The following is a 22384-nucleotide window of genomic DNA, read 5'->3' as shown; positions in this document are numbered from 1 at the left end:
CCTCGCAAGCAAACATTCGTCATCCCCGGGCTTGTCCCGGGGACCCATGATCTCCGCCTAGCCACAGATCGCACGGCGCGCGCCACGCATCCTTACTGCACCCCCGTGATCATGGGTGGCCGGGACAAGCCCGGCCATGACGATCAAAGGGGATAACGGAGCGCGACACCTTTATCGGTCAGCTTCGCTCACACCTTCTCCCGCAAGGGGAGAAGGATGAGCACCGCCTAGCCCTTCCCGAAGAGCTTCAGCCCCAGGATACCCGCCACGATCAGGCCGACACAGACCAGCCGGGCCACCGTCACCGGCTCCTTGAACAGCACGATGCCCAGGATCACCGTCCCCACCGCCCCGATGCCGGTCCAGACCGCATAGGCCGTGCCCAGCGGCAGTGACTTCATCGCCACCCCCAGCAGGGCCATGGAGACCAGCAGGCTGGCGCCGGTGAACACCGTGGGCCAGAGCCGCGTGAAGCCGTCGGTGTACTTCAGGCCCACGGCCCAGCCGATTTCACAGAGACCGGCGACGAACAGGATGAGCCAGGCCATGGCTGTCCTCCTATGACCGGGCCGTCCCGGAAAAGAGAAAGGCGCTGGAGTCGTCTCCAGCGCCTGAACTCATATCGATGTCGGAGGCTGAACGCCTAGAACTTGCGTTCCGAATAGAGCACTTCGCCCATGTCCCACTTGCCGGTGACCGAGGAGCCGTCCGGCTTCTTCAGCTGCAGGAAGACCAGGCCGATCGACTCGTGATCGGTGAAATATTCCCAGGAGTTGGTGATGCGCTTGTAGTCGGTAGCCGGCACGAAGTCGTTGCGCTGCTGGAGCAGCTCGGGCTGGTGCAGCAGCGAGAAGATGTTGAGGCCCACGATGATCGGCTTTTCCTCGCCGAGCGTGTAGTTGAGCGCGATCCGGCAGACGTCCTTGTTGGAGCCGGGCGCATAGACGGTCAGGGTATAGGGCTTGGCCACCAGGGTCTGGGTGTAGGTCCCGTCCCGCTTGTTGACCTTGAAGCCCAGATCCTTGGTGGCGAGCTTGCTGATGTCGCCGCCGCGCACCTGGGGCACGCAGATGCGGTTGATCACGTCGATGATCTGGCCGATCTCACCGGTGGTGGGAACGGCGTAGACCTTCTCGGGCTCAGGCGCGGGGGCCGGAGCTGCGACGGGCGCGACGGCCGGAGCCATGGCCGGCGCCATCGGCGCGACCGGCATCGCGGGCGGCGCGGCCGGTGGAGCCATGGGCGCCATGGTTTGCGCGGCGGCCGAAGTGGCCAGGCCGGCGGCGATAAGACTGATGATGGCGGTACGCATAGACGGGTCCCCTGACTTGCGATCTATCACACTCAAAGTGGCCGTCCCTCGCAAGCCCCGTAATGCGAGAATACGGCGGCGAAGAGGCGGCGCCTAAATGGCGGCCTCGACCGCCTTCTCAGCGAGAACGGTCAGGCCGTCCGGCGTCACGTCCGCGAACCCGCCCTCGACGTCGAAGGCCAGCACCTTGCCGTCATTGTAAACCTTCACCCGACCGGTCTTCAGGGTCGTCATGAAGGGGGCATGGCCGGCGAGCACGCCGAAGTCGCCTTCGGACCCGGGCGCGTCGACCTGGTCGACCTCGCCCGAGAACAGTTCACGCTCGGGCGAGACCAGGGAAAAGTGCAGCTTGCCGGCCATCAGACTTAGGCTTCCGACGCGAGTTGTTCGGCCTTGGCCACCGCGTCTTCGATGGAGCCGACGTTGTAGAAGGCGGCTTCCGGCAGGTGGTCGAACTCACCGTCCACCACCGCCTTGAAGGAGCGGATGGTGTCTTCCAGGCTGACGAAGATGCCCGGCATGTTGGTGAACTGCTCGGCCACGTGCAGCGGCTGGGCCAGGAACTTGGAGATCTTGCGGGCGCGGGCGACCGTCAGCTTGTCCTCTTCCGACAGCTCGTCCATACCCAGGATGGCGATGATGTCCTTCAGGGCCTTGTAGGCCTGCAGGGTTTCCTGGACGCGGCGGGCGACGTTGTAGTGTTCCTCACCGATCACCAGCGGGTCCATGATCCGGCTGGTGCTATCCAGCGGGTCAACGGCCGGGAAGATGGCCTGGGCGGCGATGTCGCGCGAGAGCACGGTGGTCGCGTCCAAGTGGGCGAAGGAGGCGGCGGGCGCCGGGTCGGTCAAGTCATCGGCGGGCACGTAGATGGCCTGGACCGAGGTGATCGAACCCTTGGAGGTCGAGGTGATGCGTTCCTGCAGGTTGCCCATCTCGGTGGCCAGGGTGGGCTGATAGCCCACGGCCGAGGGGATGCGGCCCAGCAGGGCGGACACTTCGGAGCCGGCCTGGGTGAAGCGGAAGATGTTGTCGATGAAGAGCAGCACGTCCTTGCCCTCTTCGTCGCGGAAGTACTCGGCTTGCGCCAGGCCTGTGAGGGCGACGCGGGCCCGCGCGCCGGGGGGCTCGTTCATCTGGCCGTAGACCAGGGTGCACTTGGAGCCTTCGCCGCCGCCGGGCAGGTTCACTTTCGACTCGATCATCTCGTGATAGAGGTCGTTGCCTTCGCGGGTGCGCTCGCCGACGCCGGCCAGCACCGAGTAGCCGCCGTAGGCCTTGGCGATGTTGTTGATCAGTTCCTGCATGGTCACGGTCTTGCCCACGCCGGCGCCGCCGAACAGGCCGATCTTGCCGCCCTTGGTGTAGGGGCAGAGCAGGTCGATGACCTTGATCCCCGTCACCAGGATTTCCGCTGACGTCGCCTGTTCGGCGAAGGACGGGGCCTCACGGTGAATGGGGGCGAAGAACTTGGAGTTGATCGGACCGGCTTCGTCGATGGGATCGCCGATGACGTTCATGATCCGGCCCAGCGTGGCCGGCCCGACGGGGACGGTGATCGCGCGGCCGGTGTCGGTCACCGGCTGGCCGCGGGTCAGGCCCTCGGAGGTGTCCATGGCGATGGTGCGGACCGTGTTCTCACCCAGGTGCTGGGCGACTTCCAGCACCAGGCGGAAGGGCTCGCCCGTCCGTTGGTCGGTGTTGGTGGTTTCCAGCGCGCTGAGGATCGGCGGCAGGTGGCCTTCAAACTCGACGTCGACGACGGCGCCGATGATCTGGACGATGCGGCCGGTGGCCACGCGGGCCGCCGGGGCGACCGCCTTGGTCGGCGCCTTGAGCGCGGTTGCAGCCTTGGCGGCGGCGGCTTTCGGAGCGGCAGCCTTCGGGGCGGGAGCGGCCTTGGTGGCGGCCGGCTTCTTCGGGGTCGTAGCCATGGGTCTAACTCTTTCGGTCTAGCTAGAGCGCTTCGGCGCCGGAGATGATCTCGATCAGCTCCTTGGTGATCTGCGCTTGGCGAGTACGGTTTTTCTTCAGGTTGAGGGCGGCGATCATGTCGCCCGCATTGCGAGTGGCGTTATCCATCGCCGCCATCTGGGCGGCGTAGAATCCGGCCTGGTTTTCGAGCAGGGCCGACAGCACCTGGACCGTGAGGTTCCGGGGCAGCAGGGTCTCGAGGATGGTCTCCTCGTCCGGCTCGTATTCGTAGGCCGCGCCCTTGAGGTCGATGGTGGCGGCGGCGCCGGCCACCTGGGCGGGGATCAATTGGGCGAGCGTCGGGGTCTGGACGACCACCGACTTGTAGCGGCTGAAGGCCAGGGTCACGACGTCGACCTGACCGGCTTCGAACAGCTCGGTGATCTTGTCAGCCACCGGTTGGGCCGAGGCCAGGCCCGGCACGCCGGCTTCGAAGCTTGCGAGGAAGCGGTCGGCGAACAGCCGGCGCAGCTGGTCGCGCGCCTTCTTGCCCACCGTGATGATCTTCACGTCCTTGCCTTCGGCCAGCAGGGCGTTGATCCGGTCACGGGCGGCGCGGATGATCGAGGAATTGAACCCGCCGGCCAGGCCGCGGTCGGACGAGGTGACCACCACCAGGTGACGGTCCTGACGGCCCGTCCCCACCAGCAGCTTGGGCGCGCCGTCACCGGACACCCCTGCCGCCAGGTTGGCGATCACCGCGGCCATGCGCTGGGCATAGGGCCGGGCGTTTTGAGCAGCATCGGTCGCGCGGCGAAGCTTCGCCGCGGCCACCATCTGCATCGCGCGCGTGATCTTCTGCGTGGATTCCACGCTTTTGATCTGGTCGCGCATCTCCTTGAGGCTAGCCATTTCTCGCCTCAGACCTTTCTAAACAACCACCAGGTGCTGTTATCCATCACGGTCGTCCGTTTCCAGAAGAAGCCGTAATCGACCAGCACGAGGTCGGGAAACATATCCAGGTAGAGCCCGCCGAAGTCGTTTTTGAAGAGCAGGCCCTCTTCCCCGCGATAGGGAATGGCCTCCGGCTTCGGCGAGAAATACTCAGAACAAAAAACGTATTTGGCGGCGACCCGGTGAACTTCCCGCATCGTCGCCTCGAGCAGGCTGGGATCCACGTGGATCAGCACGCCCGCCGTAAAGGCCATATCGACAGCCTTGTCGGCCATCGGGATCGCGTGGCCGAAGCCCTCGATCACCCGATCGGCTGGCAGGACGCCGTCGGCGACAAGCCGCTCGCGGGCCGAAGCGTTGGGCTCGATGGCCCAAAGCTCCATGTCGCAGAGCGCCGAGATGCCCAGGAGGTTGAGGCCCAGATTGGGGCCGACCTCGATGGCGCTTCCCGGCATGTCGCCGTCCATCTTCGACAGCACCTCCGCCCACACCCGCGCGCGTCCGCGAACGACATCGGCCGAAGCGCCACTGCGCTCGGTGTACCGATCGCCGAACTCGCCGGACCAGGCGCTCAGGGCTTTGGGCTCAGGGGCCATCGGCTCAGGTCTTAGGCGAAGGTCGCGACGAAGGCGGCCAGCGCGTCTTTCAGAGCCTGTTCCGTATCAGCCTTCAGTTCCTTGGACGTCCGGATGGTGTCCAGGATCTTCTGGTGCTTGGCGTGCAGGTTGCTCAGCAGCTCGGTCTCGAACCGGCCGACCTGGTTGGTCGGGATGGTGTCGAGGTAGCCCCGGGTCCCGGCATAGATCACCGCGACCTGCTCTTCGACCGTCAGCGGCGCGTACTGCGGCTGCTTCAGGAGCTCGGTCAGGCGCTCACCGCGGGCCAGCTGACGCTGGGTGGTGGCGTCCAGGTCGGAGCCGAACTTCGCGAAGGCGGCCAGTTCGCGGTACTGGGCGAGCTCGCTCTTGATGGGGCCGGCGGCGGTCTTCATGGCCTTGATCTGCGCTGACGATCCCACGCGGCTCACCGAGGCGCCGACGTTCACCGCGGGGCGGATGCCCTGGAAGAACAGGTCGGTTTCCAGGAAGATCTGGCCGTCGGTGATGGAGATCACGTTGGTCGGGATATAGGCCGAGATGTCGTTGGCCTGGGTCTCGATCAGCGGCAGGGCGGTCAGCGAGCCCGAACCATTGTCTTCGTTCAGCTTGGCGGCGCGTTCCAGCAAGCGGGAGTGCAGGTAGAACACGTCGCCCGGATAGGCTTCGCGGCCCGGCGGACGGCGCAGCAGCAGGGACATCTGGCGATAGGCGACGGCCTGCTTGGAAAGGTCGTCATAGATGATGACGGCGTGCATGCCGTTGTCGCGGAACCACTCACCCATGGCGCAACCGGCGAACGGGGCCAGGAACTGCAGGGGGGCGGGCTCCGACGCGGTGGCGGCGACCACGATGGTGTAGTCGAGCGCGCCGCGCTCCTCGAGGGTCTTGACGATCTGGGCGACGGTGGACCGCTTCTGGCCGATGGCGACGTAGATGCAGTAGAGCTTGGCGCTCTCGTCGGTGCCGGCGTTGATCGACTTCTGGTTCAGGATGGTGTCGATCGCCACGGCGGTCTTGCCGGTCTGACGGTCGCCAATGATCAGTTCGCGTTGGCCGCGGCCGACGGGGATCAGGCTGTCGATGGCCTTCAGGCCGGTCTGCACGGGTTCATGCACCGACTTGCGCGGGATGATGCCCGGGGCCTTCACGTCCACCCGGCGGCGCTCGGCCACGTTGGTGAGCGGACCCTTGCCGTCGATCGGCTCGCCCAGCGGGTTGACGACGCGGCCCAGCAGGCCACGGCCCACCGGCACGTCCACGATTTCCGAGAGGCGGCGGACTTCGTCGCCTTCGGAGATGGCGCGGTCGTCGCCGAAGATGACGACCCCAACGTTGTCGCGTTCGAGGTTCAGGGCCATGCCCTTCACCCCGGCTTTCGGGAACTCGACCATTTCGCCGGCCTGGACATTGTCCAGACCGAAGACGCGGGCGATGCCGTCACCGACGGACAACACCTGGCCGACGTCGGAAACGTCAGCCTCTTCGCCGAAATTGGCGATCTGCGACTTGAGGATGGCCGAAATTTCGGCGGCGCGGATATCCATGACTTCTTACGCTCTCTTCAGGGCGAACTTGAGGGAATCGAGCTTCGAACGAAGTGAAGCATCGAACAGTCGCGAGCCGACCCGCACCTTGATACCGCCCAGGATGGACGGATCGACACGGGTCTCGATTTCAGGGTCCTTACCCAGGGCGGTGCGCAGCGAGGCTGCGACGCCCTTGGCTTGGGCCGCGGTCAGGGCGACCGCGGTGGTGACAGTGGCCGCGACGACGCCGCGGCTCTTGGCCGAGAGGGCCTCAAAGGCCGTGATCGCCGCCGGCAGCGCCGCGAGGCGGCCGTTGGCGGCCATCAGGCCGAGGAACTTCTTGGTGGTGGTGTTGAACTTGCCCTTGGCGCCGAGCGCCGCGATCGCGCGGCCCTTCTCATCGGCGCTGAAGGCCGGGGAGGCCAGCAGGGTGCGGAAGTCCTTGGAGTCAGCGCGCATGGTCTTGAGCGCCTTCAGGTCGGCCTCAACGGCCGCCAGGTTCCCGTCTTCGGTCGCGAGATCGAAGAGGGCCTGAGCATATCGGCCGCCCACATTCGAAGTCTTGGAATCGTCCGCCACTTATTTGTCCGCCCGTGCGTGTCGAAAGCCGGCAATAAGGTGCCCCTTACTGCGGCCTAAAGGCTTGAAAGCGCTTGGAAAAGCACATTGGCCGTCGGAGCTTGAGGAACCCCCTGGCCCGAAGCCGCGCGCCTGATAGCACGCGACTTTACGGGCCGCAACCAAACCGGACCCTATAGAGCCATACGAGGTCATTTAAGCGGCCACCGGCGCGGGGGCCTCACGGCGGAACACCGCCGAGCCGCTGGCCACCAGATCGCCGTTCGCCGCGAGCAGCCGCGCGTGGGCGAAGACCAGGGTGCGGGTGGCCCGGTCGATCCAGGCCTCCGCCACGACCGGAGCCCCGGCGGCGACCGCGCGCCCGTAGTCCAGAGTCAGGGAGACCGGCTCCGCGCCCATGCCGGCGGCCGAGGCCAGCAGGGGCTCCAGCAGCGTGGCCGCAGGGGCGGAGCCGCCCGGGAAGGCGGCGTCTTGGCGAAGGGTGTCGGTCATGTGTGGCGCTCTCTTAAGGGCGCCTGAGCAAAAGAAAAAGGGCGCCGGAGAAATCCAGCGCCCTGAAGTTAGGCTCGACACAAATTAGGAGCGGCTGGGAGGCTGCGCCGCGAGCCGTGTCGGTCGGGACAAACGAGACAGCCGCCCATCCCGACCAATAGGATTTAGCGCTTGGCCAGTTGGGTCGAGGCGCCGGCGTTGCACGCGTCCAGCTTGCCGGCGTCCAGGGTCTTGGCGCCGACGCCGAAGGCGGCGATCGCCCCGACATTCTTGGCCACGACCTTGCAGGTCGAGGACGCGAAGGTCTGCGAGGTCGGGGCCGAGGCCACGCAGGCGTCGGCTTCACAGACGAAGATCGCGCCACCGGCGATGAACTTGGTCTTCTCGGCGACGGGGGCCGCCAGCTTGGCGGTGACCACGTCAGCGGCGAAGGCGCCGCCGGCGAAGGACAGAGTGATAGCAGCCGCGCAGGCGGCGGAAAGGGTTTGGAGCTTCATGGGAGCCCTCCAGCGTTTCGGGGAGAAAACAGATCCCCGAGGGAACCTGGCCGTCTGGACCGTGGGTCGCCTCGGGTATCCCCACCCTTGGCGCGCTCCGAACTAAGCAACGCTAAGATAACACTGTTAAGATTGGCGGCAATCGCTTTTTTCGCAACGCCGCTATGCGTAATTGCAGAGGTTAAGCGGCGGGGCCTGAAAGCGCCCCATTCATACCCCGTCAATCTTGTCGCGTGTTTGGTGCGGCTGGGCTATCAGTCGCCTCGAGCGGGACGACCCTTTCAGGACCAAACACCCTATGGCCAATGCGCAGTCGCCCCGTCGGGCCCCTCGCACACCCGCCCAAGCTGCTCTCTACTGGAGCGCGGTCATTGGCGTCTGGGGCCTGATCTTCCTGGTGGCCTTCTTCGCGGTGTTCGCGGTCGATCTCCCCGACACCTCCAAGCTGTACGACGTCAAGCGCCAGCCCTCGATCTCCTACCTGGACCGCTCGGGCGCCCTGGTGGCCGTGCGCGGCAGCCAGTACGCGCCGCCCGTGGACCTGGACAAGCTGCCGCCCTACGTGCCGAAAGCCTTCATCGCCATCGAGGACCGCTGGTTCTACTGGCACATCGGCTTCAACCCCTGGGGCATCATCCGCTCCACCCTCTATAATGTGACCCATCACGGCGGCCCCCTGCGCGGCGGCTCCACCATCACCCAGCAGCTGGCGCGCAACCTGTTCCTGACCGCCAACCAGACCTATCGCCGCAAGGCCCAGGAGCTGATCCTGGCCGTCTGGCTGGAGGCCAAGTTCTCCAAGAAGGAGATCCTCTCCCTCTATCTCAACCGGGTCTATTTCGGCGCCGGGGCCTATGGCATCGAGGCCGCCGCCCAGCGCTACTTCAACAAGCCCGCCTCCCAGCTGACCATCGGCGAGAGCGCCCTGCTGGCCGGGATGATGAAGGGGCCCTCGCGCTACTCGCCGGTCTCGGCCACCGACCGCGCCGCACGGCGCGCCACCATCGTGCTGGATGAGATGGTCCGCACCCGCGCCATCACCCCCGAACAGCGCGCCGAGGCCTTCAAGACCCCGGTCCGGGTCAACCCGGTGCTGGCCAATCAGCGCGCCCAGTACTTCACCGACTGGGTGGACGACCAGGTCCGCGCCCTGGTGGGCGAGCCCACCGAGGACCTGGTGGTGGAGACCACCCTGGACCTGCCGATCCAGACCGCCGCCGAACAGTCCCTGCGCCGCGGCGTCGAGGCGGGCAAGGCCCAGGGCGTCGGCCAGGGCGCGCTCGTCGCCATCGACGGCGAGGGTCGCATCCGCGCCTATGTCGGCGGCTCCTCCTATGCCGACAGCCAGTTCGACCGCGCCACCATGGCCCAGCGCCAGGCCGGCTCGTCCTTCAAGCCCTTTGTCTATCTCACCGCCATGGAACAGGGCCGCACGCCCGCCACCCCGGTCGTCGACGAACCCCTGAAGATCGGAACCTGGGAGCCGAAGAACTATACCGGCCGGTTCCTCGGCCCCATGAGCCTGCAGACGGCTCTGGCCCAGTCCATCAACACCGTGGCCGCGCGCCTGGCCAACGAGGTCGGCACCGGCAATGTGGCCGCAACGGCGCGCCGCCTCGGAATCACCTCCCACATCCAGCTCGACCCCTCGATGGCGCTAGGCGCCGTCGAGGTCAGCCCCATGGAAATGGCCCAGGCCTACGCCCCCTTCTCCAACGGCGGTTTCCTGGCCAAGGGCTACGGCATCGAGCGCATCCGCACCGCCAGCGGCAAGGTTCTCTATGACCACGGCGTCGACAAGGGTGCGCGCCGGGCCGTGATCGGCTCGCCGGCCCTGCAGTACATGAACCAGATGATGCGCCAGGTGATCACCAGCGGCACCGGGACCAAGGCCCGGGTCGCGGGCTTCGACATCGCCGGCAAGACCGGCACCACCAGCGACTACCGCGACGCCTGGTTCGTCGGCTACACCGGCGGCTTCGTCACCGCCGTCTGGGTGGGCCGCGACGACAACACGCCGATGAAGAAGGTCACCGGCGGCGGCGCCCCGGCCGGCATCTGGCACGACTTCATGACCGCCGCCCTGCCGCGCCTGAAAACCCAGCCCATCCCTGGCGGAACCCTGGCGCCGCCCCCGGTGGAGGCGCCGGCCCCCTCAGATCCCATCGGCGACCTGCTGTCGGGCGACGGCCCCAAGACCGAAGCCCCCGCCGAGAAGCCCGCGGAAGAGATTCCGTACTAGGAAGTTCCAACCACGATCGTCATCCCCGGGCCTGTCCCGGGGACCCATGATCTCCGTCTTCCCGCAGATCGCATCGGGCGCGCCGCGGCGTCTTGCTGACCTGCGGAGATCATGGCTGGCCGGGACAAGCCCGGCCATGACGAAAGAGAGTGAGGGAGTTCAGGCCCCGAAGGCGTGCAGCCTCGCGCCCTCGGCCCGAAGCCACGCGCGGTAGGGACGTTCGTCCCCCACCAGGGCCTTCACATGGGCCCAGAAGCGGGGGCCGTGATTGAGTTCCAGCAGGTGGGCGCACTCGTGGGCCACCACATAGTCGGCCACCTCGAACGGGGCCAAGGCCAGCCGCCAGCTGTAGCGGATCGAGGCGGGCTTACCGATCATGCCCGGCCGGCACGAGCCCCAGCGGCCGCGCGCATCCATCACCGTCACCGCCGGCATCTTGGCGCCCAGCAGCCCACAATAGTGGGCCGTGCGGTCGGCGAACACTTCCAGCGCGTGTTTCTTCAGCAGGCGCACGACGGCCCGCGCATAGGTCTCGCCCTCGCCGCGCGCCGCGATGCGGGCGGGCTCGTCCCCGGTCGCCGGGAAGAACCGCACCGGGTGGGTGGCGCGCTCCAGCCGGCACGGCTGACCGAACAGGTCGATCGTGACGCCCGGCGCGATGGACTGGCTCTGCGGCAGCTCGGCCAGGCGGGCGGCGATCCAGCCGGCCCGCTCGGTGGCGAAGGCCGCGGCTTCGTTCAGCCGCCGTACCGAGGGCGCGGTGGCCACCACCTCACGCTTGGTGCGGTCCAACCGCAGGGAAACCCGCCGCGCGCGGCTGTGGACTTTCAGGCGGACGACGGCCCCGGCCACATCCAGCCGGTCGCCATCGGCCAGGGGGCGGCCGAACAGGGACATGGCCCCTATCTAAGCTGCTTTTGGCGAGGGGCTAGCCCGTCGCGGTCTTAAGCCGCGTTGGCGGCGTCGCGGGTCTTTTCAAAGCCGGCTTCGGACTTGCGGATGAAGGCCCGCACCCGGGGATAGATCTCCTCGCGGAACCGGCGGCCGTTGAAGACCCCATAGTGCCCCACGTGCGGCTGGACGTAGTCCTGCTTGAACGCCTCCGGCAGACCCGAGCACAGGGTGTGGGCCGCCTGGGTCTGGCCGATACCGGAGATGTCGTCGTTCTCGCCCTCGACGGTAAGCAGCCCGATGTCGGTGATCTTGGCCGGCTGCACGGCACGGCCGCGATGGGTCAGCTCGCCCTTGGGCAGCAGGTAGGACTGGAACACATAGTCCACCGTCTGCAGATAGAACTCCTCGGGCAGGTCCAGCACCGACAGGTACTCATCGTAGAATTCCAGATGCTTCTCGGCGGCGTCGCCGTCGCCCTTCATCAGGTCTTCCAGATATTGCTTGTGGGCGTCCTGGTGCTTCTCGGCGTTCATCGACATGAAGCTGTAGAGCTGCACGAAGCCCGGATAGACCCGGCGGCCCAGGCCCGGATAGGGGGCCGGCACGGTGTCGATCATGTTGGACTTGAACCAGGCGAAGGGCTTTTCCTCCGCCAGCTTGTTGGTGACGGTCGGCGACAGCCGCGCATCGATGGGCGAGCCCATGAAGGTCATGGTGCCCGGACGGCAGTCCTCGTTGTCCTCGGCCATCAGGGCCGCGGCGGCCAGGACGGCGGGCCCCGGCTGGCAGACGGCCACGACGTGCGGGCGCGGGCCCAGCAGGCGCAGCATCTCGCGGATATGGTCCAGATAGTCGTGGAAATCGAAGCGGCCGGCGTGCAGCGGCACGTCGCGGGCGTTGGACCATTCGGTGATGAACACCTCGTGGTCCTGCAGGAAGGCCTCCACCGTGCCGCGCAGCAGGGTGGCGTAGTGGCCCGACAACGGCGCGACGATCAGCACCGCCGGCTCCAGGTCGCGGCGGCCGGCCTTACGCATGTCGGCCATGTTGCGGCTGAAGTGGGTGAGCTTCACCCAGGGGCTGGACCAGACCTCGGTCTGGGTGACCCGCACCGGCTTGCCGTCGATCTGCACCGAATCGACGTTCCAGACCGGGCGGCCATAGCGGCGGGTGAGGTTGGCGAACAGATCGGCGCCGGCGAAGATCCGCCGCCCCAGGTCGCTGTCCTTGGCCGGGTTGAGCGGCGACGACCAGAAATCCCGGGCGGCGCGGGCGGCGAACCGCAGCGGCGAGGCGGCGTAGTAGCCGGCTTCATACATCGTATAGAGCATGCGAGATCGTCCCGTTGTGCAATGCAGCATGCACGCTGAGGCTTAAGAGAGTCTACCCCTGTTGGGTTCCGCTATGCGGCGTGAAGACGCGGCCGAGCTTGCGCCTAACCGCCCCGCATCGCCGCTGACACCTGCGTCACCACCTCGTCGGGGCCGATGCCGAAGGGGATCACCCGGTCGAAGCGGCCCTTGGGGTCCATCAGATAGGCCGGCGTCGGGTGGTCCATCAGGTAGTCGGTCCCGGTCCCCACCTTGCGGTAGAAGGTGCGGTAGGCCTTGGCCGCCACCGCCACCTGGGCCGGCGTTCCGGTCAGGCCGATGGTCCCCTTCGGAAAGGCGTCGTTGGACAGATAGGTGGCCAGCTGGGCCGGGGTGTCGCGCTCGGGATCGACGCTGATGAACAGGAACTGCACATCCTTGGCCTTGGGCCCTAGCCGTTCCTGGGCCTGGGCCATCTCCACCATGGTGGTGGGGCAGACGTCCGGGCAGTAGGTGTAGCCGAAGAACACCACGCTCCATTTCCCCCGCAGGATCTTCTCGTCCACCGGCTTGCCGGTCTGGTCCACAAGCTGGAAGGGCCCGCCCACCAGGGACGTCGGCGGAGCCTTGAACACCCCCGTCTTCCAGGCCACGGCGCCCAGCAGGGCCAGGCTGAGGACGGTGCAGACGATCACGATCAGGTTGCGGCGGGGCATGGAAGAACCTTTTGTCTCGTCACGACGTGCGACTTGCACGATGCTCTGACCGGCATGGCGTCCGTCAAAACCACGACGCCGTCGGGGCCGGCTGCGGGCCTCGATAGGCAAAGCCCGGCCCAGGCGCAAGACGAGCTGGCCTGGGATATGCGCGGGGCCGGCGGGCGGCTGCGTATGCGCACCCTCGTCACTCTGCGCTGGACCCTGATCCTCGGCGAGGTGGCCATCCTGCTGGTGGGCGCCCTGTTCCTCGGGTTCAGGGCCCCCTACGCCATCTGCTTTGGCCTGATCGGCGCGGCGGCCTGGATTAACCTGCTCACCGGGGTGGCCTCGCCGGGCCAGAGGATGATCGCCGACTGGGAGGCCACCGCCCAGCTCGCCTTCGACATCGCCCAGATCAGCGTCCTGGTGTTCCTGACGGGCGGCTCGGGCAACCCCTTCATCCTCATGCTGATCGCGCCCATCGCCTTGGCGGCCGCGACCCTGCCCCTGAAGCCCCTGCTGATTCTCGGCGGCGCGGCGGTGGGGGCCTCCCTCGCCCTGGCCTTCTTCCACCTGCCCCTGCCCGTGCGAGGTCCAAACGTCAGCTTTTCGCTGATCTATATGCTCAGCAGTTCGGCGGCCAACGTGGCGGGAATCCTGGTGATCGCCAGCAGCGTCCGCCAGGCCGCCCAGGAATCGGCCCGCATGGCGCTCGCCCTCGACGTGACGCAAAACGTGCTGTCGCGCGAACAGCGGCTCTCGGCCCTGGGGGCGCTGGCCGCCGCCGCCGCCCACGAGCTGGGCACGCCGCTGGCCACCATCGCGATCGTCGCCAAGGAGATGGCCCGCGAGGCGCCCACCGCGCAGATCAAGGAGGACGCCGACCTGCTGATCGCCCAGGCCGCCCGCTGCCGCGAGATCCTGCGCCGCCTCACCGACGCCCCGGCCGAGGCCTCCGACGTGGTCCACGAGCGGATGAGCCTGCTGCAGCTGGTCCACGAGGTGATCGAACCCCATGCCGGGGTGAAGGGGGTGCGTGTCGAGGCCATCGTCACCGGCGCGGCCGGCGTCGCTTCCCCCGACATCTGGCGCATGCCCGAGGTGCTGCACGCGCTCACCTCCTTCGTGGAGAACGCCGTCGACTTCGCCACCTCCGAGGTGCTGATCACCGCCCGCTTCGATGCGCTGAGCGTCTCCATGGAGGTCCGCGACGACGGCCCCGGCTTCGCGCCCGAGGTGCTGGCCAAGCTGGGCGAGCCCTATGTCACCACCCGTCCGGGAGCGGAAGGATCGCGCACCGGGCACATCGGGATGGGGTTGGGATTCTTCATCGCCAAGACCCTGCTGGAACGAACCGGGGCCGCGGTGACTTTCCAGAATGGACGGCCGCGTGGCGCGGTGGTCTCGGCGCGCTGGACGCGCGCCCAGATCGAAGCGCCCCTGGCCTAGGATCTCCGGCTTTGGGCTTGCGCCGCGCGAAGAACGCGCGACATGATGCCGCAGAGAGCGAAGCTGCCGAACACCAATATTCAGGGTTGCGTAATGACCGATCTCTCCGCCGACATCGCCGCCCTGCCCGACAAGAGCCTGCTTGTGCTCGACGACGATGCGCCGCTGCGAACCCGGCTTGGTCGGGCCCTCGAGCAGCGCGGTTTCGAGCCGGTGCTGGTGGGCAGCGTCGCCGAGGCCCTGGCCGCGGTGCGCACCTTCGCCCCGGCCTACGCCGTCCTCGACATGCGGCTGGAAGATGGCAGCGGCCTGAAAGTGGTGGAGGCCGTCCGCGACGCCCGCCCCGACGCCAAGGTCATCATGCTGACCGGCTACGGCAACATCGCCACCGCCGTCCAGGCCGTGAAGTCAGGCGCGATCGACTACCTGTCGAAGCCCGCCGACGCCGATGACGTGGCCCGCGCCCTGCTGGCCCGCAAGGACGAGAGCCCGCCGCCGCCCGAAAACCCCATGAGCGCCGACCGCGTGCGCTGGGAACACATCCAGCGGGTCTATGAGCTCTGCGGCCACAATGTCTCGGAGACCGCGCGCCGCCTCAACATGCACCGCCGAACCCTGCAGCGCATCCTGGCCAAGCGCGCCCCGCGCTAGCCTTTTCGGCCTGGCCGCCTAGATAGGTCCTCTGTCCCGATCACGGGCGTGGAGTGACTGATGCGACAAGTTCCGATGCTGGCCGCCCTGGCCCTGACCGCCAGCCTCGTCGCCGGCGCAGCCTCCGCCGCCGTGACCCCGCCCAAGGTCAGCATCACCGACTACGCCCAGCTCAAGACCCCCCTGCCCTATCCCTATGACGAGGCCGCCAAGGCCGACGCCGACGTGGCCAAGGCCAAGGCCCGCGCCAAGGCGGCCCACAAGATCCTGATCATCGACCTGGGCGGCAACTGGTGCGGCGACTGCCGCATCCTGGCCGCCACCATGGACCTGCCCGAGATGAAGACCTGGGTCGCCCGCCACTTCGAGCTGGTCACCGTCGACGTCGGCCGCTTCGACAAGAACCTGCAGATCCCCGCCCGCTACGGCGTCACCAGCCGGCTCGAGGGCGTACCCGCCCTGCTGATGGTCGACCCGGCCACCGACAAGCTGCTCAACAAGGACACCGTCGCCTCCCTCGCCGACGCCCGCCACATGAGCCCCCAGGCCCTCGCCGATTGGCTGGCGACGTGGGCCAATTAGGAAGGTCGTCACGCGTTCAGCGTCTCGTAGAGGTCAAGCCACTGCGGGTTCATCTTCTCGATCAGGTCGATCTTCCACGCCCTCCGCCAGCGCTTGATGCGCTTCTCCGTAGTGATGGCGTCGTAGATGCTTGAAAACGTCCCATACCAGACGAGCCGTTTGACGCCATACTTGGAGGTGAAGCCGGGTGTCCGGCCCTCGCGATGCTGGTGGACTCGGCGTGATAGGTGAGCCGTGACGCCAGTGTACAACGTGCCGTTGCGACCGCTGGCAAGGATGTAGCGTAGGAGCTCTGCTCCATGGCTCTCCCCTTTTCACGTCATCCCGGCCGCAGCGAAGCGGAGAGCCGGGACCCAGGGGCGGAGTGCTGGGCCCCTGGGTCCCGGCTCGGCCTGTCGGCCGTCCGGGATGACGTGGTTTTGTTTAAGCCTCCAGCAAGGTCCCCACGCCCCCCGCCGCCCGTAGCGCCGCGAGCCGGGCGAAGGCGATGGTCAGGGCCTTGCGCCGGGCGCCGGCCAAGGGAACGCTGGGCGCCTCGCGCAGCACCGCGCCGCCGAAGCCGTCGCAGACCACCAGGCCCGGCTCCTCGGGGAGGATGTCCCGCGGAAACTCCGGGGCCACGGCGAAGGCGAAGGCGTCGCAATAGGGCATGTACTCATGCCACTTGCGGTCCACCCGGAAGTCCTCGACGCCGGACTTCACCTCGAGGATCAGGATGTGGCCCTTGCGCGACAGGGCCATCAGGTCGGCGCGCCGCCCATTGGGCAGGGTCACCTCCGCCAGGGGCGCATAGCCCAGGTCGATCAGCAGCCGGGCGGCCCCGCGCGTGACGGCGGTGGTGATCTCCGGGCGCGTGATGGTGACGATGACGTCCATGCCCAAGTCTTGTTCCGGCTTCGTTCCGGAATCAAGACCCTCGGCGCTAGTTCCGCGCCGGCGTCGGGAATTCCAACCGGCTGACGTCGTAGCCCAGGGACTTCACCCGGGCCACGGCCTGGGACTTGGCGCTCGCGCTCAGGATCGGGCGCTGGGACATCAGCCACATGTACCGGCCGTTGGGGGTGCCCAGGATCAGCCAGTCGCTCTTGTGGTCCAGCACCCAGTATTCCTGGCTCAGCATGCCGCCGAAGAAGCTCATCTTGATGCGGGCGTTGGTCTTGGGATCGATGACCTTGGCCTTGGCCTTCCACTCGGTGGCCGGCGCCGCCAGCGTGCCCTTGTGGCAGGCCTGGACCACCGAATAGCCGTCGCCGGTGCGCACCCAGTCCGAGGTGCCGCCCTGGCAATCCTTCTGGGTGTTGTTGGGCAGGCGGGCGACCTCGTACCAGCGGCCCGTCATCTTGGTCAGCTCGATCTTGTCGGCCGGCGGGGCCGGCGCGGCCATGGCGGGCGCGGCGCCCATCAGGGCGGCGGCGGCGAGCAGCAGAGGGGCCAAGGAACGCATGGTCGTCATCGCTAACCGTTACCCGCCGATTGTGAAATTTAAAACGCCCCCGGCGCGAACCGGAGGCCTGCACGTTCAACAGCACGAATTAGACCATTGCACGGCAGCTAAACCGTACAGAACGCTCACTTTCCGCGACAAAACGCCCCGTCGCGCCGACCAGGACCTCCGCCAGGCGTCCCACAATCGGACGCGCAGGCTCAGCCCTTGGTCGCCAGCACGTCGAAGCGGTAGTGGGCCGTGAAGCGCCCCGGATCGACCTGGAACGCCACCGCGTAGCCAAAGTCCTCCAGCACGCCGCGCAGGTGGTCGCGGCTCCACCAGGTCCCCAGGGCCTCTTCGCCGGCCGCGCGGGCCCGCTCGAACGCCGCCCAGCGTTCCGGCGTGTCGTAGAAGGCCGTCAGCCGCGCCACGTCGGGAACATCGGTGAAGACCAGCCTTGTCTCGCCTCTTGCGAAGGCCTCGATGTTGCCCAGCAGCCCCCGCAGCATGGCCTCGTCGAAATATTGCAGCCCCTGGTTCATCACCACCTTGTTGAGGCCCGGCGGCGGAAAGTCGCCTGGCCCGATCTGCTCGGCGCTGCGCTGATGATAGGTGACGTTGGCGCCCGCATAGTCCCGCCGCGCCACCGCGATCAGCTCCCGCGAATAGTCGATCCCCACCACGGCCGCGCATCGCTGCGCCAGCCGCACCGTGATCAGCCCGTTGCCGCAGCACAGGTCGGCCAGCACGTCGCCCGCCTGCAGATCCAGCGCATCCTCAATGGCCCCCACCAGCCGGTCCATCTGAGCGGCGTCGATGGGCTTGCCCCCCACCGTGCGGCCCACCTGCACCAGGGCGTCATCGGCCAACGGCGCGCCGCCGTCCCAATGGCGCCGCCAGTCGCGGTCGGTCGGCAGGGTGTCAGGCATGGACATCAACTCACGGTTCGGGGCGGCCTATCGGTGGCGGATTCGCAGGGCGGCGCCCGATTGACGGCCTGTCGTGATTATAGCACAGCGGTCGGCCCCGGGTCCTGAGGCGCCGGCCCTGGAACTCATGCCCGATCAAGGCCTTCAGGGCACGGTGGAAACGAAATCGGAGGATGGAGTTGTTCAGCTACTTCCGGGAATTGCTCGACACAAAGCTGCTCTCGCCTCACGGATTTTGCCTGTTATGGCGACCGGAGCTGCTGTGGACCCATGTTGTCTCCGACGCCCTGATCGGCCTGGCCTACATGACGATCCCGCTGTCCCTGGGAGTCATCCTGCACAGACGAAAGGACGTTCCCTTCGGCCTGGTGGCCTGGTGCTTCGTGCTGTTCATCGCCGCCTGTGGTTTCACCCACTTCATGGCCATCTGGACGCTTTGGCATCCAGACTACGGCGCCGAGGCCCTGTTGAAGGCCGCCACGGCCATCGTGTCGGTCTTTACCGCCCTCATCCTGTGGAAGCTGGTCCCCTTCGCCGTCAGCCTTCCGTCCCCGGCTCATCTGCAGCGCGCCAACGCCGACCTGGAGCAGATGCTGGCGGAGCGGGACATCGCGCTGGCCAGCCTGAAGGCGGAGAGCGAACGCCGGGCCCGCGCCGAGGAGGCGCTGCGGCAGGCCCAGAAGATCGAGGCGGTGGGACAGCTGACCGGCGGCGTTGCGCACGACTTCAACAACCTGCTGACCGTCATCATAGGCGGGCTCGACACCATTCGCCGCAATCCCGACGGCGACCCCGCCCGCTTGAAGCGGGCCGCGGACATGGCGCTGCAGGGCGCCCAGCGTGCCGCCGGCCTCACCGCCCGGCTGCTGGCCTTCGCCCGGCGTCAGCCGCTTAACCCCACGCGCCTGCAGATCAACGCCGTGGTGCGCGACCTCACCGACCTGCTTCACCGGACGCTCGGGGAACAGGTGGAGCTGGAGACCGTGCTGTCGTCGCGGGTCTGGGTCATCGAGGCCGACCAGAACCAGCTTGAAAGCGCCTTGGTGAACCTCGCGGTCAACGCGCGCGACGCCATGCCGGAAGGCGGGAAGCTCACCATCGAGACCGACAACACCGAGCTTGACGAACGCTATGCGGAGACCGACGCCGAGGTGATCCCCGGGCAGTACGTCGTCGTCGCCGTCAGCGACTGCGGTGAGGGCATGAGCAAGGAGACCCTGGACCGGGTCTTCGAGCCGTTCTTCACCACCAAGGAGGTCGGCAAGGGTACGGGACTGGGATTGAGCATGGTCTACGGCTTCGTCAAGCAGTCCGGCGGCCACGTGACCATCTATAGCGAGCCGGGGATGGGAACCACGGTCAAACTCTACTTCCCACGCTTCTACGGAGAGACCGAGGCGATCGAGGCGATCCCTGAGTCCGCCATGCCCCGCGGGACGCTGGAGGACATTGTTCTTGTCGTCGAGGACAACGACGAGGTGAGAAGCTTCAGCACCGAGGCCCTGCGGGACCTCGGCTACGGCGTTCTCGAAGTGGCCGACGCCGAGGCGGCTCTGGAGATCCTGCGCAGCGACGCCGAGATTTCGCTGCTGTTCACCGACGTCGTGCTGCCCGGCAAGAGCGGCCGGGTGCTGAGCGACATGGCCAGGACCATTCGCCCCGACCTGCCCGTGCTGTTCACCACCGGCTACTCGCGCAACGCCATCGTCCACAACGGTCGCCTCGATCCCGGCGTGCAGCTGCTGGGCAAGCCCTTCACCACCGCACAGCTGGCCACCCGGGTCCGCGACGTCCTCGACAAGGGCTCTAAATCAAAAAGTTAGAGCCGCGGGCCGGCCTGGGCGGCGCGGCCCGCCCGCCATCTCAGGCCTGCGCCTTCACCCAGCGCCGAACCCGCGTCTCCAGCACCGGCAGCGGCAGGGACCCGGCGCCCAGCACCACGTCATGGAACGCCCGCTGGTCGTACTTGGCGCCCAGCGCGCTCCGCGCCTGCGCCCGCAGCGCCAATATCCGCGACTGCCCCACCATATAGGCGCAGGCCTGTCCCGGCGTGACGAAGTAACGGCGGATTTCCGAGGCGATCTTGCCCACCGGCTGCGGCGAGTTGGCGGTGTAGAAGGCCGTGGCCTTGTCCTCGCTCCAGCCCTTGGCGTGGATGCCGGTGTCCACTACCAGCCGGATCGCCCGCCAGATCTCGCGGCCCAGCCGCCCGAAGTCGCTGTAGGGATCGGTGTAGAACCCCACCTCCTTGGCCATGCGCTCCACATAGAGCCCCCAGCCCTCGGCGTAGGCCGCGTAGCCGTACTGGGTGCGGAACACCGGCAGGCCGCGGGTCTCCTGAGCCAGGGAGATCTGCAGGTGATGCCCCGGCCAGCCCTCGTGATAGGCCGTGCCCTCGATCTCGTAGAGCGGCGTCGCCCGGGTGTCGGCCAGGTGCACGTAGAAGACGCCGGGCCGCGAGCCGTCCGGCGCGCCGGAGCTGTAGTGCGCCGCTCCGCCGGCCTCCTCGCGGAACGCCTCCACCCGCCTGACCACCAGGTCAGCCTTGGGCAGCCGCCCGAAGAACTCCGGCAGCCGCGCCTTCATGCCCGCCAGATAGCCCGCCGCCAGTCCAAGGTACCTGGCCCGGCCGGCGTCGTCGTTGCTCACATAGAACCGGTCGTCGGTCCGCAGGGCGACGAAGAAGTCCTCCAGCGTCCCTGAGAACCCGATCTTGCCTTTCAGCGTCTCCATCTCGGCCCGGATGCGCGCCACCTCCGACAGGCCCAGCGCATGGATCTGATCGGCGCTCATGTCGGTGGTGGTCTGCTGGCGCAGCATGGCCTGGTAATAGGCCGCCCCGTCCGGCAGGGCGCCGGCCCCCTGCGGCAGCGCCGAAGCCGCCCCCCGATCCGCCGCCAGCCAGGCGCCGACGCGGTCATAGGCGGGCTTCATCGCGCCCGTCATGGCCGCCGCCGCCCCAGCCACGAAGCCGGCCTCCTGGGCCCCATCGATCTTGCCCGCCGCGCGCAGAGCCGCCGCCTTGGCCTTGGCGTCGGCGAACAGGGCGGAGTCCGCGCCGGCGTCGAAGGGCGCACCCGTCGTCAGCCGCGTCACCTCGTCGCGCGACTGGTCATAGGCAAAGCGCGGCATCCGCACGCCCTCCGCCGCCGCGGCCTTGGCCTTGTCCAGCTCCACATCCATCGCCGGCCCGATGGCCGACAACCGGGCCACATAGCCCGCCATGTCGGCGGCGCTATCCACCCGATGGGTGTTGATCATGAAGTTCGGCAGGCCGGTGTGCGGCCCATTGCGGTCGAACACATAGCCATGCCCCCGCCAGCGATAGGCCTCCTCGGCCCGCGCCAGGGCTAGGACCCAGATGTCGTAGGACGTCCGCGCGTCCTCCCCCAACTTGCCGGGATCGAACCGCCGCTTCATCCCCGCCACGCTGCCGCGCCGCCAGTCCAGCCGCGCCTTCAGCCCCGCCTCGCTGCGGTCGGTGAGTTTGTCGTTGGCGGTCTTGCGCCCCAGCCGCGTCAGCCGCTCCGGCTCCAGGGCCAGTTCAGCCTCGAAGGCTTCGTCCAGATAGGCGGTCAGCGCCGCGTCGAGATCGCCAGCCGGCGCCGCGAAAGCGCCCGACGCCACCGCCGCGCCCGCGACACCTAGTCCGAAGCCACGTCGCGAAAGGTGCATGGGGGGAAACTCCTGCCCGATTTGAGGACCGACCCTAGTCGCCCCCCGACACGACGAAAAGCACGCACCGGGGCGACGCGCGTCCTTCTCCCCTTGCGGGAGAAGGTGGCCCTGCGGAGCAGGGTCGGATGAGGGGTCGTTAGACCTATCGGGTTAGGGCTTATGAGCATGCGCGGAGAGGGGAGAGCGACCCCTCATCCGACCGGTCGCTGACCGGCCACCGTCGAGAGCGAGCCGGGCTACTTAAGCCCGGCTATGGAGTTCGCCAACGATTTGGCGAACTCCCGCTCTTGACCCCGCAAGGGGAGAAGGAAGATCGAGGGCCAACCCATCCGGGACCCGCCTACGCCCCCTCTTCCGCCAAAGTATGCGCCACCACCGCATTCGCATGCCCATGCCCCATCCCATGCTCGGTCTTCAGCATGGCGACGAGCTCCATATGCTTGGCCGGCAGCCGCCCCCGCACCAAGGCCTTCCACTCGGCGATCGGCCGCCCGTAGGTCTTCTCGATGGACGGAAAATAGGACGCGGGGCCTTTGATCTTCTCTTCAGCCATGGGGTGATCCTCCTTATGGGTCCTCAAAGGACGAACGGAGAGCGGCGCGTCCGACAAGGACGGCCCATCGGCTTTTGAGTTCAAGGCGGCCAGCTTGTG

24 protein-coding genes are annotated in these 22384 nt (G+C 67.5%); 5 read left to right on the top strand and 19 right to left on the bottom strand.

Going from position 1 to position 22384, the window contains the following annotated elements; translation table 11 throughout:
* Positions 1-227: 227 nt before the first annotated feature.
* The 10 genes from sugE to JKL49_RS20555 form a co-directional block, all read right to left on the bottom strand.
* On the bottom strand, positions 228-548 hold the full coding sequence (gene sugE, locus JKL49_RS20600; protein ID WP_215343319.1) for a quaternary ammonium compound efflux SMR transporter SugE: 321 nt from the start codon (positions 546-548) through the stop codon (positions 228-230).
* 95 nt (positions 549-643) lie between these two features.
* A complete protein-coding gene (locus tag JKL49_RS20595) occupies positions 644-1312 on the bottom strand; it encodes a hypothetical protein (RefSeq protein ID WP_215343318.1) in 669 nt (222 codons plus the stop codon).
* Between the two features lie 93 nt (positions 1313-1405).
* Positions 1406-1672 (bottom strand): ATP synthase F1 subunit epsilon, encoded by a 267-nt coding sequence (locus JKL49_RS20590; protein WP_215343317.1) that lies wholly within the window; start codon positions 1670-1672, stop codon positions 1406-1408.
* A gap of 5 nt (positions 1673-1677) precedes the next feature.
* Complete coding sequence (gene atpD / locus JKL49_RS20585) at positions 1678-3246, bottom strand: F0F1 ATP synthase subunit beta (protein WP_215343316.1); 1569 nt, start codon at positions 3244-3246, stop codon at positions 1678-1680.
* Between the two features lie 22 nt (positions 3247-3268).
* Positions 3269-4138 carry a F0F1 ATP synthase subunit gamma gene (locus JKL49_RS20580; RefSeq protein ID WP_215343315.1) on the bottom strand — a complete coding sequence of 290 codons (870 nt, stop codon included), beginning with the start codon at positions 4136-4138 and terminating at the stop codon, positions 3269-3271.
* Between the two features lie 8 nt (positions 4139-4146).
* The gene (locus JKL49_RS20575) at positions 4147-4776 is read right to left on the bottom strand and encodes a pseudaminic acid biosynthesis-associated methylase (RefSeq protein ID WP_215343314.1); all 630 of its coding nucleotides are present in this window, start codon (positions 4774-4776) and stop codon (positions 4147-4149) included.
* Positions 4777-4787: 11 nt separating this feature from the next.
* Complete coding sequence (atpA, locus tag JKL49_RS20570; RefSeq protein ID WP_215343313.1) at positions 4788-6323, bottom strand: F0F1 ATP synthase subunit alpha; 1536 nt, start codon at positions 6321-6323, stop codon at positions 4788-4790.
* A 6-nt stretch (positions 6324-6329) separates the two neighbouring features.
* On the bottom strand, positions 6330-6884 hold the full coding sequence (locus JKL49_RS20565) for a F0F1 ATP synthase subunit delta (RefSeq protein WP_215343312.1): 555 nt from the start codon (positions 6882-6884) through the stop codon (positions 6330-6332).
* A gap of 195 nt (positions 6885-7079) precedes the next feature.
* Complete coding sequence (locus JKL49_RS20560) at positions 7080-7376, bottom strand: hotdog domain-containing protein (RefSeq protein ID WP_215343311.1); 297 nt, start codon at positions 7374-7376, stop codon at positions 7080-7082.
* Between the two features lie 164 nt (positions 7377-7540).
* Positions 7541-7873 (bottom strand): DUF8200 family protein, encoded by a 333-nt coding sequence (locus JKL49_RS20555; protein ID WP_215343310.1) that lies wholly within the window; start codon positions 7871-7873, stop codon positions 7541-7543.
* Between the two features lie 298 nt (positions 7874-8171).
* On the opposite strand from JKL49_RS20555, the gene JKL49_RS20550 reads away from it, so the two are divergent.
* Positions 8172-10115, top strand: coding sequence for a transglycosylase domain-containing protein (locus tag JKL49_RS20550; RefSeq protein ID WP_215343309.1), 1944 nt, complete (start codon positions 8172-8174; stop codon positions 10113-10115).
* 159 nt (positions 10116-10274) lie between these two features.
* Here the strand turns inward: JKL49_RS20550 and JKL49_RS20545 are convergent, their stop codons facing one another.
* The 3 genes from JKL49_RS20545 to JKL49_RS20535 all read right to left on the bottom strand — a co-directional run bounded on the left by JKL49_RS20545 (position 10275) and on the right by JKL49_RS20535 (position 13035).
* Positions 10275-11012, bottom strand: a complete 738-nt coding sequence (locus JKL49_RS20545) for a M48 family metallopeptidase (RefSeq protein WP_215343308.1) — start codon at positions 11010-11012, stop codon at positions 10275-10277.
* Positions 11013-11059: 47 nt separating this feature from the next.
* Entirely contained in the window at positions 11060-12340 is a 1281-nt protein-coding gene (locus JKL49_RS20540; RefSeq protein ID WP_215343307.1) for a polyhydroxyalkanoate depolymerase, read from the bottom strand.
* Positions 12341-12444: 104 nt separating this feature from the next.
* Entirely contained in the window at positions 12445-13035 is a 591-nt protein-coding gene (locus JKL49_RS20535; RefSeq protein WP_215343306.1) for an SCO family protein, read from the bottom strand.
* A 54-nt stretch (positions 13036-13089) separates the two neighbouring features.
* Here JKL49_RS20535 and JKL49_RS20530 point away from each other — a divergent pair, with 54 nt between their 5' ends.
* The 3 genes from JKL49_RS20530 (at position 13090) to JKL49_RS20520 (ending at position 15699) form a co-directional block, all read left to right on the top strand.
* Complete coding sequence (locus JKL49_RS20530) at positions 13090-14466, top strand: ActS/PrrB/RegB family redox-sensitive histidine kinase (RefSeq protein WP_215343305.1); 1377 nt, start codon at positions 13090-13092, stop codon at positions 14464-14466.
* Between the two features lie 93 nt (positions 14467-14559).
* Positions 14560-15117: an ActR/PrrA/RegA family redox response regulator transcription factor gene (locus tag JKL49_RS20525; RefSeq protein WP_215343304.1), complete on the top strand. Its 558-nt coding sequence runs from the start codon at positions 14560-14562 to the stop codon at positions 15115-15117.
* 60 nt (positions 15118-15177) lie between these two features.
* The gene (locus JKL49_RS20520) at positions 15178-15699 is read left to right on the top strand and encodes a thioredoxin family protein (RefSeq protein ID WP_215343303.1); all 522 of its coding nucleotides are present in this window, start codon (positions 15178-15180) and stop codon (positions 15697-15699) included.
* 8 nt (positions 15700-15707) lie between these two features.
* Here the strand turns inward: JKL49_RS20520 and JKL49_RS20515 are convergent, their stop codons facing one another.
* The 4 genes from JKL49_RS20515 to JKL49_RS20500 form a co-directional block, all read right to left on the bottom strand.
* Entirely contained in the window at positions 15708-15977 is a 270-nt protein-coding gene (locus JKL49_RS20515) for a GIY-YIG nuclease family protein (RefSeq protein ID WP_215343385.1), read from the bottom strand.
* 145 nt (positions 15978-16122) lie between these two features.
* Entirely contained in the window at positions 16123-16575 is a 453-nt protein-coding gene (gene mmcB, locus JKL49_RS20510; RefSeq protein ID WP_215343302.1) for an MmcB family DNA repair protein, read from the bottom strand.
* Between the two features lie 46 nt (positions 16576-16621).
* Positions 16622-17143 (bottom strand): lipocalin family protein, encoded by a 522-nt coding sequence (locus JKL49_RS20505; protein WP_215343301.1) that lies wholly within the window; start codon positions 17141-17143, stop codon positions 16622-16624.
* A 200-nt stretch (positions 17144-17343) separates the two neighbouring features.
* Positions 17344-18054 (bottom strand): class I SAM-dependent methyltransferase, encoded by a 711-nt coding sequence (locus JKL49_RS20500; protein WP_215343300.1) that lies wholly within the window; start codon positions 18052-18054, stop codon positions 17344-17346.
* Positions 18055-18233: 179 nt separating this feature from the next.
* Between JKL49_RS20500 and JKL49_RS21140 the strand changes: the two genes are divergently transcribed.
* Positions 18234-19877: an ATP-binding protein gene (locus JKL49_RS21140; RefSeq protein WP_249778379.1), complete on the top strand. Its 1644-nt coding sequence runs from the start codon at positions 18234-18236 to the stop codon at positions 19875-19877.
* A 40-nt stretch (positions 19878-19917) separates the two neighbouring features.
* On the opposite strand, the gene JKL49_RS20490 is transcribed toward JKL49_RS21140, so the two are convergent.
* Both JKL49_RS20490 and JKL49_RS20485 read right to left on the bottom strand, forming a co-directional pair.
* Positions 19918-21729 (bottom strand): DUF885 domain-containing protein, encoded by a 1812-nt coding sequence (locus JKL49_RS20490; protein WP_215343299.1) that lies wholly within the window; start codon positions 21727-21729, stop codon positions 19918-19920.
* Between the two features lie 343 nt (positions 21730-22072).
* Positions 22073-22285: a DUF4287 domain-containing protein gene (locus JKL49_RS20485; protein ID WP_215343298.1), complete on the bottom strand. Its 213-nt coding sequence runs from the start codon at positions 22283-22285 to the stop codon at positions 22073-22075.
* Positions 22286-22384: the final 99 nt, after the last annotated feature.

It is taken from the genome of Phenylobacterium glaciei (assembly GCF_016772415.1).
Lineage (GTDB): Bacteria > Pseudomonadota > Alphaproteobacteria > Caulobacterales > Caulobacteraceae > Phenylobacterium > Phenylobacterium glaciei.
This window is presented reverse-complemented; position numbering and strand designations above follow the sequence as displayed.